Raw genomic sequence first — 16,095 nt, forward strand, 5'->3', positions numbered from 1 at the left:
GGCTTTATTTATCAACTCACTAGTGTATTCACATTATGTATCCAGTGTATTTAGAATTAGAATAAAGGAGTTACATCAAAAATAAATGCCCTGAGGAAACCTCTTACAAATGGTTTGGTTAACTAAAACCGTAGTGCTTTTTAGCAAATAGTATGAACTCACGAGCAGCAAAGGATAGATATCTTCCCTTTTTCCAAACCAAGGCCAATCGCAGCCACGGCTTATGATCTGAAAATGGTCGGGAGGCAATCACCTTAGCATCCAGACTTCTACAGATTTTGCTCGGCAGCAATGCGATACCGAGATTGTCCATTACCATTTGTATCATCCACTCGCGTTGTGAAGTTTCCAAAATAATTTTAGGCTGAAATCCAGCTTGTTTACATGCATTGATGATCATGTCGTGTAAATGATACTCGTTATTGTACAAAATAAATTGTTCGTCAATCAGTTTATGATAATCCAGAACCTCATATTGGGCAAGCCTATTTGTTGGGTGCATAACTACTTCAAGAGGATCTTCCTCAAACCAAATCTTTTCATAGATTTCATTATCCTCCGCAGGTGTAAATATACCAATATCTAAAAGACCGTCTTGAATTGACGCCTCCACTTTCTTAGGACCAAACTCGTACAGTTGAATATGGATATTAGGATACTCTTTCCTAAAGGAATTGATCATATTCGAAAAAGTCGTAATCGCAGTAATTTGAGGTAAACCAATATAGATTTTCCCTGATTGCATTTTCTTTAATTCTCCGAGCTGAGAAGTGATATTTTGAAAAGATGATACAATTTGTTGTGCTTGCTGCAAAATGATTTCTCCTGCATCCGTCAGCTCCACAGACTTCGTATCACGATAAAATAAAATAACACGAAATTGGCTTTCCAACTCTTTAATCGCCCTGCTAATGGATGGCTGAGAAATATACATCATCTCAGCCGCTTTACTAAAACTTTTATGACGGGCAACTTCCATAAAACATTCTAAATTTCTTATATCCAAAAGAGTTCCTCCTATAGAATACATGAGTTTTATTTACGCAAGTTAGGAAAATCTAACCTAAATTATTAAGCAACATTCGCCACATGTAAAATAATCCCTCCCATTAATAAATTATAAAGACATCTAATTATCTATTATTACATAAAATGTTAAATTTCCTGAAGGAAGTTTTATATACCTTGTAGAACGAGTAAATTATATGTGCTAAATAACTAACATTAGGAGTAATTATGGATATCGTGCTTTTATCGTTAATTGGTTCACTAATTGGAACGGTTGCAATAGTTCTTATCTACATATATTTATACCTATTATATCGTGAACGCTACATGGGAATATGGTCAATTAGTTGGCTCATCCTTCTTTCAAGGTATGTCCTTTTTGATTCAGGACTATTTCCTTGGAAGGATTCATTCTTAGGATTGACTATATACGAAATAATCATCATTGTTAGTGTTCAATCCTATGTATGGGGTACCCACCTCTTTATAAACAGACCAATGAATAAATGGTGGTTATACGGAACCATTAGCATGTCCCTCATATGTGTTATTATAAACTTATCAGTATCCTCATTGGCTCACAAATTATTTCTCCCTATATTTTTAAGTAGTTGTATAGGAATATGGATTGGTATAACCTTCCTGCGCCATTTTAAACAGCAGGAGCTTGGGAGCTTAGTTACTGGTTATGCTTTTATTGCATGGAGCCTTCTCAGTTTAGGCTTACCTTTTCTAGCCTTTAATACACAGATACTTCCCTGGTGTTACTTATTAGGTGGGATGTTACGTCTGACAATAGCGATTGGCACTTTAATGCTATATTTTGAAAAAACTCGAACAGATTTAACCAATAAAGAGACTCAATATCGTTTATTAGCAGATAATGCTGTTGACATTATTTATTCTTATAAATTTTCTCCTGAAAAAAAACTTGAGTATATAAGTCCATCAGTTGTAATGGCTACAGGTTTTTCCGCTGAAGAATATTATGCAAACCATAAATTAGTTTTGGATCTGATACACCCTGATGATAATGTCTTAATTAAAGATTTTATAATGAACTTCCCATCCTCCATTATACTACCTCTGACTTTGCGTATAATTCGAAAAGATAAAATGGTTCTATGGATTGAACAAAAATGCGTCCCTATTTATGATAAAGATGGTCGGCTCTCAGCCTTGCAAGGTATCATCCGAGATATCACGTTACGAAAAAAATTAGAGCAAATGTCCTCTCTCTTTGATCGGATGAATATGGTAGGCAGTATGGCTGCAACTGTTGCCCACGAGATTAGAAATCCCATGACTACAGTACGCGGTTACTTACAAGTATTGAGTAGAAAGCATGAATATTTAAAAGATAAAGATAAATTCAAATTAATGATCGAAGAAATAGATAGGGCAAATGGAATCATTCGAGAATACCTTTCTCTATCTCGAGAAAAGTTAGTTATTTTAAAACAATGCTCTATCAACACTATTATTGAAGCATTATTCCCATTAATTCAGGCTGATGCAACCGCTTCTAAAGTATCTGTAAATCTTGATATTACACCAGTTCCCGAATTGTTGCTAGATGAAAATGAAATTCGTCAATTGCTGCTTAATTTGGTACGTAATGGTATTGAAGCAATGTCAGCAGGCGGCAATGTGGATATTCGCACCTTCCTAGAAGATAACAAAGTTGTTTTATCAATTAGTGACCAAGGTTTAGGAATTCCCTCCCACATACTTGATAAGCTAGGTACGCCCTTTATCACTACAAAAGACACCGGAACAGGCTTAGGGCTTCCCATTTGTTATCAAATAGCTCACAGACATAATGCCACTATTAAAATAAATACCAGCCAGGAAGGAACTACTTTTTCTGTTTATTTCAATTCACAAGTATCATAATCTAAATCCCTTTATCAGTGAATAATATTTCATCTGAAAAAGGGATTTTTTATGTCAAAATATTATATATTTCTGCTTATTTCCCTACTATTCTACAATTTACAAGGAATCTAGAACTTCTCTTCGTATCCCTTATTAGGGGAGGTGATAGTTATGAAAACGTAGGCTTTTATTTTGAAGAGCCCTTTCGTTAACTAGCTATTATAAAGGAGAGAATTAATAATGAATAACGATCAAAAAACAACATCTAACACTATAGTTGCTTCTGAAAGTCCAATTAAAATTGGCATAGCCATTACCGCGGAAGAAAAACGTGAAATATACCATTTCCGCTATCAAATCTATGTAGAAGAAATGTCTAAGAGTATTGAGGATGTAGACTACGAGAATGAGCTGTTACATGATGAACTTGATGAATGGGCATTTTTGATATACGCGAAAATTGATTCAAAGCTTATTGCAACCGCACGAATTAACATCGGTATTCTAGCAAAAATTCCACAGCAGATTGTAGAAATTCTTTCATTAAATAAGTTTTCAGAATTTAATAACGAAAACATTGTTCAGAAATTTTCCTATTGTGCAAAATTAATGGTTCATCCCTTATATCGAAGCTCACCTGCTCTATATCTACTTATGGCAAAATGTTACGAACTTGCTTACCAGAATCAAGTACAATTTGCCTTTTCTCTCTGCAATCTTCATTTAGTGCGCCTTTACGAACAAATGGGCTTTCACCGTTATACCAATAATTTTTTTTTAGGGGGATATGGTTTAGTCGTGCCTGTAGTATTTGTTGTTAATGATACTCACCATTTACGCTCCGTACGTTCACCACTCTTACGCATTGCCCGAAAAAGAGAATTAGTGACCACACAGGCAGTTGAATGGTACTACGAAAAATTTACGAAACACTCTTCAATTGTAAATAGTCAAATCATTACAGAAGAAGAACTATGGTCTATTGTATGCAAATTTCTGCATCATCCGCCAACAGAAGCTATAAGTATATTACATGGATTATCGGAAACAGAAGCAAAAAAATTCCTTCACTCTTGTGGCAGTCTCGTACAATGCGCTACAGGAGATATCATTACTACTCAAAGTGAAATTAGCTATACTTATGATATATTGCTTTCTGGAAAGCTAAAATCACTGACTTTTCATCACCCTATTAAAGAATATACAGTATCTGGACAACACTTCGGCGCAAATGGCTTAACGGAGCACAACAAACATACAGAAGATATTGTGGCAGTTAACTCCGTGGAGATATTCGTATTATCAGGTATGGCTTTTCCTCGTTTCTTCCACTCTCACCCTGATATCGCTCACAAAATCACGCGAACCCTTTCTAACTTACGTTAGGAAGAATTAGAGAAATCTATACTTAAGCAGACAGCAGCAATTGCCGTTAGTATTTTCTATGCTAACAGCAATTGCTCTGCTAGTACGTTATTTAATCGAAAAACATATAAATTCTATAGTAAATTCAATATAAATGGTAAAAAAATGCTATTATTGCATAATTTTAGTGAAAAAAAAGTATTTGATTTCGAATACTAATCAAGGTATTATAGAGAAAGAGAGTTAGCACTCACTCAAAGAGAGTGCTAATAAAAGAAAATATACATATAAATTTATAAAAGGAGACTTTTTACATGAGCCAAGAACCAACTAATAAGCAAACCAGAGAATTCCAAGCGGAAACCAAGCAATTATTAGACTTAATGATTCACTCCATTTATACAAATAAGGAGATTTTTTTACGAGAGCTGATCTCTAACGCTTCCGATGCCATTGATAAAATTCGCTTTGAATCCTTAACCAATCATGATCTATTAGAAGGACAATCCGACTTTGAAATTTTCATTGTCCCTGATGAATCGATGCATACTCTAACAATCTCAGATAATGGTATTGGTATGACCTATGACGAAGTAGTCGAAAATATTGGAACCATTGCTAAATCAGGTACTAAATCCTTTCTTGAAAAATTAAAAGAGAAAGAAACAGCTACCGATAACGAATTAATCGGTCAATTTGGCGTTGGCTTTTATTCTGCTTTCATGGTTTCTGACAAAGTTACCCTGATCACTCGTGCTCCTGGACAAGCCAAAGGGGTTAAGTGGCAATCCAGCGGTGATGGAACATACACTATTGAAGAAGCGGAAAAAGAAGCACGCGGTACTACCATTATTATCACTCTCAATGATGAATTTACTGCTGCCGACGGCTCCAAAGAAAATTTCTTAGACCGCTACACCATTGAAAATTTGATCAAAAAATACTCAGACTATATCCGCTACCCTATTAAAATGAACTTCATCAAGGAAGAAAAGCCCAAAGATGAAGAAGGTAAGGTAATTGAAGATGCTCCAGCGACAGAGACTGTAGAGGTTCGGACCTTGAACTCCATGACGCCTCTATGGACTCGCAATAAGAATGACATTTCGGCAGAAGAGTACCATACCTTCTACAAAAATCTCTTCCACGACTGGGAAGATCCTCTAAAATTAATTCATTCCAAGGCAGAAGGTACTGTAGAATACACAAGTCTATTGTTTATTCCTTCTCGTGCCCCTTTTGATTTATACACTCAAAAATCATCCTCTGGAATCCGCCTTTATTCAAAACAGATTTTCATCATGGACAACTGCCAAGATCTTCTCCCTGAATATCTGCGATTCGTGAAAGGCTTAGTGGATTCTCCCGATTTTTCCCTCAATATATCTCGCGAGCTGCTGCAGCATAGCAAACAGTTAAAATTAATTGGAAAGAATCTCGAAAAAAGCGTGCTGAAAACCTTAGAAAATCTCCTTGCTAATGAGCGACCTACCTATGAAAAATTCTGGAAAGAATTTGGCAAAGCTCTTAAAGTAGGAGCCTATACAGATTTCCAAAGTCGTGATAAATTAAAAGATTTATTACTATTCTCTTCCTCCTACGCAACGGAAGAATTGACAACCTTACATGATTACATCGAACGTATGTCAGAAAATCAAAAAGTCATCTACTATGCCACAGGTAAAGATCGTGCTTCCGTAGAACGGTTACCGCAAATGGAACTGCTGAAAGAGAAAGGTATTGAAGTTCTCTATCTGTATGATCAGGTTGATGAGTTTACGATTGATGCATTACAGGAATATAAAGAGAAAAAATTCCAATCCATCAGTCGCGGCGAACTGAACTTGGACGATATCGACTCTCCCGAAGCTAAAAAAGACACAGAAGCTATTTTAAAAGAAAATGAGTCCTTAATCAAAGCAATCAAAGAGCATTTGAAAGGAAAAATAGCTGATGTAAAGATTAGTAATCGATTAAAATCCAGTGCTGTTTGTCTTGTTAGTGATGATAATGGCATCAGTCTTTCCATGGAGCAAATTTTATCAGAAATGAATAATACCATGTATAAGGCTAGCCGAATCCTGGAATTAAATCCAAATCACGATGTCTTTACTGTCTTAAAAGACTTACATGAAGCAACCCCTGATTCTGAAGCCTTCAAGGATTATTGTGACCTATTATACGTACAAGCAATGCTTATTGAGGGTCTGCTCCCAGAAGATCCAATCAGTTTTGCTAATAAAGTATCCAACTTAATGGCACGTAAGAGCTAAAGAAGACTTGGCTCAGATTTTAACTCCACCTGAATCTTTAGTCGTACTTATCCTAGGATAAATAGTTTTCTACGATACTATTTAAAGAAGCTTGAACCACATTCAAAATGGTTCAAGCTTTTTTCTTTAAAGTGCTTTCCTTCCATTAGAATATCCATGCTGCGGCTGTTAACCATATAGTTTTTGAATAAAAAGGAGCAACGGCAGGGGTCCGTTGCTCCTTTTCATGCAAAAATATTCAAGCTCTTTTCTCTTTTACTCTTTCTAATCGGATGATCTTTGCTTCTTGCTTAAAAATTCTTCGATTTAAGGCTTCGATGTCATCGCTTAACTCGGCTATGGACTCCTTAGTTGCTGTTCGTTCCAGTATAGCGATTATATCCTTTTGTTGTTCTGTAATGACTTTTTTAATCTCATCCTTGGTAACCATATTTTTTTCTATAGCATCCAATCGTTTGCTTATTTGAGTTTGTCCTTCGAGTATCTGCTGCAAGATCTTTTCCATTTGTACCTCCCATGTTTAATTATTTTCCGTTACATCTTTAGTTTATTCTATCATAAACCTTTATTTATGGACAGTGTAAATCCTTGTCTTACTATCTCAGCTCGTGACTTTTATTATAAGTCTCTCTTTCTCTAACTCAGACCTACCCTAACAACTTCCTCTTCTATCTTCTGACAGACTCCCATACTAACAAGCAAATGAACCGTAAAAAAATATAAAAGACAAAACCATTCTATTTGTCTTTCTTCAATGAACCAAGCTACTCGTTGTAATCCAAAAAAACAATATCGGATACACCAGCACTAAAAAAACTGCTGTAGTTAATACAAACGCTGCACCAGAGACATGTAAATTTAGACCGTACAGCCTGGCGGTCACAATGGCATTTATTCCTGTAGGTACACTGGCTAAAATCAAAATCGTACCAAGCAAAGCTTGATCATTAAAGACTTCCCGGGCTAATAGGTATCCGATTATCGGCGTAATTACAAGCTTTATCGGTACCAGATCAAAAGTAGAGCTATAATACTCTTTCATTCCTGAAAAGTTAATACTATATCCTGCTGGAATCAAAGCCGTCCAGGCTGCAATGTGTACCAAAGGATCGAATACTGCACCAAAAAAGGCAGGACGCGGCACGCCACTTACGCAGAGGATTATGCCAATGATGAGTCCTACAACTGGTAACTGATTCCGATTCAAAAACATAGAAGCAAACGTAATTTTTTGTTTTTCTATTCCAGAGCAGCTTTGCTGCCGATAATACTGTGCCATAGGAAAACAAAATAAAAACAATACTAAATTTTGAGCTAAGCCAACGATCTGCGTGTAGGCAAAAGCCGCTTCGCCAAATATAATATAGGCACAAAGCCCGCCCAAGGTTCCAGAATTGGATAAAATAGCCGACGCTAAGTAGCTTCCTTTCTCCAGACAATTCGTATACTTGTGTTTTGATGCAAAATAGGCAGCAGTACCAGGAATGATACTCAGCAGGATTCCAAAAAAGGGCAGCCAAATTAACTCCCATTTCAAAGGTAAAGCCCAGAAACTAAGAATGGATAACGCCGTAGAGATTACTAGAATATTAACTACGATCAATTTATCGCAATTTTTCTCGCTCAAGTATTGCCTGCGTCGAAAAAAGTACCCCAACATGAGGGGAAGTAAAAGATCCATAAAAACATATACCAATTTTAACTTTATATCCATGATTGAACCTCTTTTTTATCACTTATACACCATTTTTATTCATTTATGTTCTATTCTGTTATAAATTGTATTTTCCTTCCACTCATTTTTCTGAATTTTTTCATCTCATAAAAATGTGCTTTAAATTTGATACTATAAGAAAAAACGCTACGCGTCCTTTAGAAAACCGATAAAAAAAAGGAACCACAAAGACGCAAAGGACACAAAGGGTTTTTATTTATTTTTTCGTGCACTCCTTTGCGTGCCGCGTTAGCGGCATTGTGCCTTTGTGGTTTATAAAATCTCATCTTTTTCGCACTTACAAACTTATACTTTCTATGTCCTACAAAAAACTTGAATGCTCTTAGTTCACATTCAAGTTGATTATGACAACCCATTTCTGACATTTTCCATAATGGGTTGATATATATCTAATTCACAATAATTATCTTTTGATATGGCGGTATCGATGTATTCAAAGCGAAAGGTATCGGCGAATTTAAAACCGGACTTAAAAATCCATTTGGAATACATATGGACTAGTAATCGACCGACTTGCCTGCCATTAATATCATTGGGATGAAAAAAACCAACAAAACGAAAGGCTACATATTTATGAGCCGGTATTGTAATTCCCCTCATACCTTCCGGTATATGGGATAAATCATGTACTTGAAGGGAGGGAATATAATAAATATATCCCTCATCATTCCTGCTCCAATCTGTATAGCCAAAATATACTTGCGGATTAACTGGATTTACAATTTTATGTTTATAATTGTAATAAAAATCATTCCCATAGGCATTGGCAGTCTTATCCCCAGATTTACTTACGATCTTATGTTGATTGCCAACCAAATAAATTTTTGGTTTATAAATGAAAAAGGGTTTGTAGACAATCGAATTATTAACGGACAAAATATCATGTATATTTAATTTTTCCTTAATGATGAGTGATAGATTATCCAAACGTACTTTTAAGGGGGTATGCCCAAACTTTTTACGAAAAGCTCTGATATAGGACTGTTCATAATCAAAACCATACTCTAAAGCAATATCAATCATTCTCATATTGGTATGAAGTAGTTCATTAACACTTGCTGAAAGTTTTCGCGACTGAACATATTCCATTAAGGATTCACCAGTTAAGGACTTAAACATTCTATGCAAATGATATTTTGAGATCCCTGCATGTTGGACAATATCATCTAAGGCAATCTTCTCATTTAGATTGTTTTCAATATAATTTACACATGCAGCAACTGTCTCTTTCATATCAATCATCTGTTTGACCAGCCCCCAAACTTTAAAAAGCTTTTAACACTAGTGTTGCATTGTGCCCGCCAAAGCCAAAAGAATTTGTCAAAGCATAGGATAGAGCTGCTTTTCTTCCTTCGTTTGGAACATAGTCAAGATCACATCCCTGATCAGGCGTTTTGTAATTGATCGTTGGCGGTAAAAATCCCTCTTTTAGAGCAGATGCCGTAATAATGGCTTCAATAGCTCCCGCCGCTCCTAATAAGTGACCTGTCATGGATTTCGTTGAACTTACTGCAAGATCATATGCATGCTTTCCAAAAACAGTTTTTATAGCACTTGTTTCATTTTTATCCCCTAATGGCGTCGATGTGCCATGGGCATTGATATAACCAATATCCTGAAGCTGCACATTTGCATCTTCAATTGCCAGCTTCATACATTCAGCAGCCCCTTCTCCACCTTCAGCAGGTGCAGTAATATGATATGCATCATTGGTGCAGCCATAGCCTACAATTTCTGCAATAATTGTTGCGCCTCGCTCTAAAGCATGATTTAGTTCTTCGACAATTAGGATGCCTGCACCTTCTCCCAATACAAATCCGTCACGTTCTAAATCAAAAGGTCTAGAAGCAGAGGCAGCATCCTGATTCGTAGTCATTGCTTTCATGGCACAAAAACCAGCCATTGCTAATCTTGTAATAGATGCTTCCGTACCACCTGCAATCATCACATCAGCAGCATTTCTTTGAATGATTTTATAAGCGTCACCAATTGCATTGGTAGAAGAGGCACAGGCTGAAACAGTACATTCTGCAAATCCTTTAAGACCGTATCGAATCGCAACCAGTCCCGCAGCCATATTGGGCAGCATCATCGGTATCAAAAAAGGACTGATTCTGCTGGTCCCTTTTTCTAAAAGCAAACTGTGCTGACTTTCAATGGTTTCGATACCACCAATACCCGTTCCAATCATAACACCAATACGTTTTTTGTTTTCTTTAGCAAAATCAATCTTTGCTTCTTCAACTGCCATTTGCGTGGCAGCTATAGCATATTGTGTAAATCGGTCCATCCGTTTTACTTCTTTCCTGTCTAGAAACGGATTGGGGTCAAAGTCCCTTATCTCAGCCCCAACTTGCGTAGGTAAATCAGAGACGTCAATTCTCTCAATTCTGCTAATGCCGGATTTCCCTTGTTTAATGGACTGCCAGAGAGCATCTGCACCACATCCTAACGAAGATACGGATCCCATCCCTGTAATCACTACACGTCTATTCATTGTATATCCTCCTATGCTCACTTTCATTTTATACGTTTTTTCGTGTCACAAGACAAGATTTCATCAGATATTTTTGTATTATACCTTACTAACTGTAACATATTTATTTTTAAATAATGAACAATTCTTGCTACTATCCATAGTCATAATCAAGCAGGATTCTAAGTATAAATTCAAGAAGATAGGGTAATAGATACATCTAAAATCGAAACTGAAAATAGGAGAATACATAAATGGCTACAATTAATGATTTTATGGAACTAGATATTCGAGTGGGGGAAATTATTCAAGTAGAGACATTTGAAAAAGCCAAAAAGCCAGCTTATCAATTATGGGTTGATTTTGGTGATGAAATCGGCACCAAAAAATCCAGTGCTCAAATTACACAATGTTATACCAAAGAGGAACTGATGGGCAAGCAAGTACTAGGAGTGGTCAATTTTCCGCCAAGAAAGATTGCTGATTTCACATCAGAAGTCCTAGTATTAGGAGTATACGCACAGCAAGGAGTCGTTTTAATCCAACCAGAGCAATTGGTCAAGAAAGGAGATAAGTTAGGGTAGTTTTTGTCATTGCGAGCACAGCGAAGCAATCTCTTAACAAGGAGGGGGGATTGCTTCGTGATGCTCGCAACGGTCATGGAATAAATCACAGAAGTGTCAGAAAAGACATGGTATTTGAGAATACAGCTTACTCAATCTTCTAAAGATTAGTATGCTGTATTTTTGTTATATCCGGTATTTACATACAGGTGGTGGACTATTTTTCAGGAGGATTTATTTATATCTAACTCCACACTTTCAAAATTCTCTATTTTTTTATATTGTAATCCTGAGTATGCAAGATACTGCTCTCCATTGACCATTTTAAAAATGATTGTATTCCCACGGTCTCTTCCTAGTCCATCGATCACCCATTCCATATCGGAAACTGCACGAAGGACTTTTGGCTTGTTGTAATCCGGATGCTCATAATCCTTATATGCCATTGTTAAAAAACCATCTTTTATTTTGGCGATAATAGTATCATCCATATCGCTTGGCAAATCAATATGATTTACTATTATTTTATAGGCACCGCATAGTGAATCCGATCCAGCAGATAAAGGCAAGGGGGTTATTTTAGTAGCAAATAATATTCGAACAAATGACTGCATTACGATTAGATCCCATCCGTCAATAGTATGAAAGAAAAATTTCGGACCATCTTTTATAGAATAGCTCCCATCATCATTTTTATCTAGATAAAAAGCGTTGTCATCTTTCGTTTTAAGGAAAAAGCGATCTTTTTCATGAACTATTTGGCCAATCTCTCCCATTATAGAGTAATATCCAACATAATTGTGCAAATCAGTGCTGCTAGGTATATTGGGAGGTGCTGTTTTACTGTCTTGGTAAATTGGGATTTTCCTTTTAGATTTTTCTTCCCAAGCAAGTTCCAAGGTTTTTTTAGCAATTTGCCGTACCTGTGCTACTGATTCCTCATAGTTTCCTAGTACAACCACTCCTAGTTTAGCTTCCGGCAAAATGATTAGTTCACTATTAAAGTGATTGTAATTTCCGGCGTGCTCGACAACCTTTCCGTTATACCCTGGAACTACTTCTGACAGGAACCATCCTAAACCAATACGAAAATCGAGATCCAAGGGGATATTCTCGTTTTGTGGTCGCATTGTTTCCACTAGAGTTTCTGAGTTTATGATTCGTTGCCCGTTAATCGAACCTCCGGCAATAATCATTTGCATGAAACGAGCCATATCTTTTACATTGGCATATAATCCACCAGCAGGAATATCCCTTTCTGAAATAGGCTTGTCTTCTTTTCCATTTAGGTATATTTTAGACATTAACGGATTTTCTACTGACGGGAAATCAGCGATAAAAGAATGTAGCATGCCAATAGGACGAAGTAATTCGTCCTGTATATAGTCTGGATACTCTTTTTCGCTCACCGTTGCAATCGTATGGCCCAGTAGGGTAAAGGCCACGTTAGAATAACTATGAATATAATTTGGCGGGAAAGCAACATATTCATTTTGCAACTCTTTCACTAGGCTTGAGTAAGGTTTGGACATATACCCATTCAAGTGATCTGATGGAATACCTGAATGATGGGTCATAATTGTTCTGGCAGTAATCGGCTGATTACTAGCAAAGCGTGATTGAATAGAAAAATCCGGCAAATATTTTTGTAAAGGCTGATCAATGTCAAGATTTCCCTGCGCGGCTAGTTGCATCGCTGCTAATACAGTAAACAGCTTGGTTATTGAGCCAACTTGATATATGGTATTTTCAGTAGCTGGTAATTTCTTCTCCCTGTCCTGATATCCAAAACCTCGCTCCCATACGATTTGCTGGTCGTCGACCAGTGCAATACTAAGTCCCACTGCGTTCAAATTTTCCATTTCTTGTTTAATTATTTCTGTCATTTTTTCTTTTACTGCTTTGTAGGGAGCGGAATTAACATTTGCTGAATTTGATTTAGTAGATGCCATATTATTTAGTGACATGAAAAAACTCCTATCAAACAATATAATAAATTACCCCTTACATAAAGCAAATTGTCTTCACCTAAAAATTATTCAACATAAGTCTTTTTATTTTTTATATCGCTTTAATCGCTCCGTAAGAGTTCCTGTATGCAATTCAAACAGGTGATTATCAAAATCGTAAAAGTATAAGGATCGTCCCTCGCCTTCCACCCTTGACCTGGGAGGTCTGCAATCTACACCTAGTGCTTTTACACGTTCTTCATATAGGGTAAACTCTTCTTCTTTAATCTTGAATGCTACATGGTTATAAGTCCGCTCTTTTAAAGGTTCCCCTTCCATGACAGCAAACCACTGACCAGCAATTAGGAAGAACTTTTCTTCTGCGATTGAGAATCTCTTATCATCGCTGGAGTAGACTTCTTGAGCATCAAAGATATGTTTCAAAAAAGCGGCTGTTTTCTCTAAGTCTTTTACAATAAAAGTAATATGGCTTATGCCTTCCATTACGAAAATCTCCTTTGTCAAAGATAAACTGAAATAATTGGACTACATAGTCCAATTATTTCTCTTTGTCATACTTTTGTCATACTTCCATGTTATTCTAAATCCATCAACTGATCGGCACAGCATCGGTTCACTTGTAATCATACTACATCCTTTGCCCAATAATCCGATGCAAAGCCGATCATTTACATATATCAAATCAACTTTAGTCTTTTTATTTCATAAAAAAGACACTACTTACGAATTTTTGGGGGGATTACTCATGAAAAAGAAAATATTTACTCTTATGGCAGGTACTATGTTGGCTACCAGCATTGGATATGCTGCACCGCTTACGGAGCTTGCTCCAGGAGAAACCACAATTGGGTATAATCATTATAATTTAGATCAAAATGGACACGGCATAGACGATGATAGCGTATATATAGAACATGCTCTTTCAGATAAATTTACTGCTGGCATTGAGAGAAATGGTTATTCATCATACTATGGTGGCTCCCATACTACCGATATCTATGTCCACTATAAATTAGACAATAATGTACGCCTGATTGCTGGCGATAGAAATTATAGTGGAGAATCGGATAAATTCTTCTATGGTGTCGGCGTAAGTGCAAATTTAGCTCCTAGATTAGATGGCTATGCATCTGTAATAACAAACAGTGTAGAAACTGGATGGCAAACAGGATTAAACTATGCGATGGATGGTAAAACCTCTCTTAATCTTGGATATAAATCCGATAAACACGACCATTCCTCAACGCGAGATGGTGTAGGTTTTGGTATTAACCACAAATTTTAAGACAGTACTCGATCAGACTGACAACAATCCTGTTGCCAGTCTAATCTTTTTATTTCCTTATTTTCTTTTACACCATAGTTTCTGGAAGTTCATGATAATTCCTGCTTACTGGCTATGATTTTATCGGATACACTTCTTCTAGTTGCATAGCCCTGCCCAATCTTGACGATAATAAGAAAAAGCATTATACTTAATTTATCAAAGGGGAGTAATTAATATAGGTGCTGTCAACATAATGGTGTAACAACCTGGTAGTACCCGCTATTTGCGTAATGAGACTTTTGGTGCTTTTTAAGAGCACCAAAAGTCTTTTTTTATTTGCCCTTACATATCAAAATGGGAGGTAGTTATATGCTGAGTCTTTATGTAACATTATTAGTAGCTATTATCGTGATCTATTACAGCTGTGAATTGTTTGTCAATGCCATTGAATGGTTTGGCAGAAAATTTAACGTTGCACAATGTGCCGTAGGAACTATTTTGGCAGCCTTTGGAACCGCTTTGCCGGAAAGTGTTGTAACCCTGATGGCAGTCGCCTTTAATTCCAGCGCTGAGCAAAAAGATATTGGCATTGGAGCCGCTTTGGGTGGCCCTCTTGTACTGGGAACCATTTCTTATGCGGTAGTGGGACTCTGTATTATCTTTTTCCGCAAGAAGCGAGATTTAGGCGTCGAGATTGATATTGACAGCAAAAAATTGAGCCGAGACCAACTATGGTTTGTATCCATCTTTATCTTCAAAGTATTAATGGGTCTTTTCATCTTTAGTCTCAAACCCTTGGCAGGCATCTTATTTTTAGCGGCCTATGCATTTTATTTTTATAAAGAGATGGGAGCAGAATGTGTTATCTCAGAAGAGATTATGGAGCCATTGACCTTTCAACCCAAAAAGAAAGATCCAACTGTATTTTGGGTATTATCCCAAACCTTTATTTCATTAATGCTTATTTTTATCAGTTCTCATCTTTTTGTTAAAAATTTAGAAGCTCTTAGTATCTCTTGGAATATGTCTCCATTGATTGTTTCTCTATTGATCAGTCCGATTGCTACGGAATTGCCAGAAATATTAAATGCGGTGATATGGGTAAGGCAAGGAAAAGAAACTCTTGCCTTAGGTAATATTAGTGGCGCAATGATGATACAGGCCACCATTCCAACTGCATTAGGGTTATTTTTTACTCCTTGGTTATTCGATTTTCACCTTATCTGGGCAGGCTGTATGACGCTGTTTTCTATTTTTTACTTATTACTAACTTTAAAACAGGACAAACTATCACCCCAGCGTTTAGTCTACGCAGGCGGTTTTTATCTCCTCTTTGCCTGTATTTTCTTTATAAAATAAGGTATGATATTCATAATCATCGACTCTTATCAAAAATTACATAGCAATTATAAGTAAATGGCCCTAACCAGAAAGACTTTAGCTGGAATATTACATAGTCATCCGATTAAACTAAAGTTTTAAACCTAGAACATAACTAAGAGGATAGCCGATTTTAATTAAAATCGGCTATCCCCTTTAATATCTGACCACTATGGTAGG

The 16,095-nt window shown here is 36.5% G+C and carries 13 protein-coding genes; 6 read left to right on the top strand and 7 right to left on the bottom strand.

The genetic code is table 11. The annotated features are described in order from the left end of the window. Positions 1-118: 118 nt before the first annotated feature. Positions 119-1,006: a LysR family transcriptional regulator gene (locus JBW_RS16005; protein WP_007958266.1), complete on the bottom strand. Its 888-nt coding sequence runs from the start codon at positions 1,004-1,006 to the stop codon at positions 119-121. Positions 1,007-1,236: 230 nt separating this feature from the next. Between JBW_RS16005 and JBW_RS16010 the strand changes: the two genes are divergently transcribed. The 3 genes from JBW_RS16010 to htpG all read left to right on the top strand — a co-directional run bounded on the left by JBW_RS16010 (position 1,237) and on the right by htpG (position 6,524). Next, complete coding sequence (locus JBW_RS16010) at positions 1,237-2,904, top strand: PAS domain-containing sensor histidine kinase (RefSeq protein WP_007958270.1); 1,668 nt, start codon at positions 1,237-1,239, stop codon at positions 2,902-2,904. Between the two features lie 222 nt (positions 2,905-3,126). Continuing rightward, entirely contained in the window at positions 3,127-4,272 is a 1,146-nt protein-coding gene (locus JBW_RS16015) for a GNAT family N-acyltransferase (protein WP_007958272.1), read from the top strand. Positions 4,273-4,565: 293 nt separating this feature from the next. After that, positions 4,566-6,524, top strand: coding sequence for a molecular chaperone HtpG (gene htpG, locus JBW_RS16020; protein ID WP_007958274.1), 1,959 nt, complete (start codon positions 4,566-4,568; stop codon positions 6,522-6,524). Positions 6,525-6,762: 238 nt separating this feature from the next. On the opposite strand, the gene JBW_RS16025 is transcribed toward htpG, so the two are convergent. From JBW_RS16025 to fabF, 4 genes are all read right to left on the bottom strand, one after another. Further along, a complete protein-coding gene (locus JBW_RS16025; protein ID WP_007958275.1) occupies positions 6,763-7,029 on the bottom strand; it encodes a hypothetical protein in 267 nt (88 codons plus the stop codon). A 246-nt stretch (positions 7,030-7,275) separates the two neighbouring features. Then, complete coding sequence (locus JBW_RS16030; protein WP_007958276.1) at positions 7,276-8,238, bottom strand: AEC family transporter; 963 nt, start codon at positions 8,236-8,238, stop codon at positions 7,276-7,278. 363 nt (positions 8,239-8,601) lie between these two features. After that, positions 8,602-9,501: a helix-turn-helix domain-containing protein gene (locus tag JBW_RS16035; RefSeq protein ID WP_007958277.1), complete on the bottom strand. Its 900-nt coding sequence runs from the start codon at positions 9,499-9,501 to the stop codon at positions 8,602-8,604. 22 nt (positions 9,502-9,523) lie between these two features. Continuing rightward, positions 9,524-10,756 (bottom strand): beta-ketoacyl-ACP synthase II, encoded by a 1,233-nt coding sequence (gene fabF, locus JBW_RS16040; RefSeq protein ID WP_007958278.1) that lies wholly within the window; start codon positions 10,754-10,756, stop codon positions 9,524-9,526. Positions 10,757-10,989: 233 nt separating this feature from the next. On the opposite strand from fabF, the gene JBW_RS16045 reads away from it, so the two are divergent. Further along, positions 10,990-11,319 (top strand): tRNA-binding protein, encoded by a 330-nt coding sequence (locus tag JBW_RS16045; protein ID WP_007940288.1) that lies wholly within the window; start codon positions 10,990-10,992, stop codon positions 11,317-11,319. 203 nt (positions 11,320-11,522) lie between these two features. On the opposite strand, the gene JBW_RS16050 is transcribed toward JBW_RS16045, so the two are convergent. Next, on the bottom strand, positions 11,523-13,265 hold the full coding sequence (locus tag JBW_RS16050; RefSeq protein WP_007958279.1) for a serine hydrolase domain-containing protein: 1,743 nt from the start codon (positions 13,263-13,265) through the stop codon (positions 11,523-11,525). 87 nt (positions 13,266-13,352) lie between these two features. Next, complete coding sequence (gene fosX, locus JBW_RS16055) at positions 13,353-13,751, bottom strand: FosX/FosE/FosI family fosfomycin resistance hydrolase (protein ID WP_007958280.1); 399 nt, start codon at positions 13,749-13,751, stop codon at positions 13,353-13,355. A gap of 262 nt (positions 13,752-14,013) precedes the next feature. Here fosX and JBW_RS16060 point away from each other — a divergent pair, with 262 nt between their 5' ends. After that, positions 14,014-14,553, top strand: coding sequence for a hypothetical protein (locus tag JBW_RS16060; RefSeq protein WP_007958281.1), 540 nt, complete (start codon positions 14,014-14,016; stop codon positions 14,551-14,553). 351 nt (positions 14,554-14,904) lie between these two features. Beyond that, positions 14,905-15,894 carry a sodium:calcium antiporter gene (locus JBW_RS16065; protein WP_007958282.1) on the top strand — a complete coding sequence of 330 codons (990 nt, stop codon included), beginning with the start codon at positions 14,905-14,907 and terminating at the stop codon, positions 15,892-15,894. The last annotated feature ends 201 nt before the right edge of the window (positions 15,895-16,095 follow it).

Origin of the sequence: Pelosinus fermentans JBW45 (assembly GCF_000271665.2) — a bacterium.
GTDB lineage: Bacteria > Bacillota > Negativicutes > DSM-13327 > DSM-13327 > Pelosinus > Pelosinus baikalensis.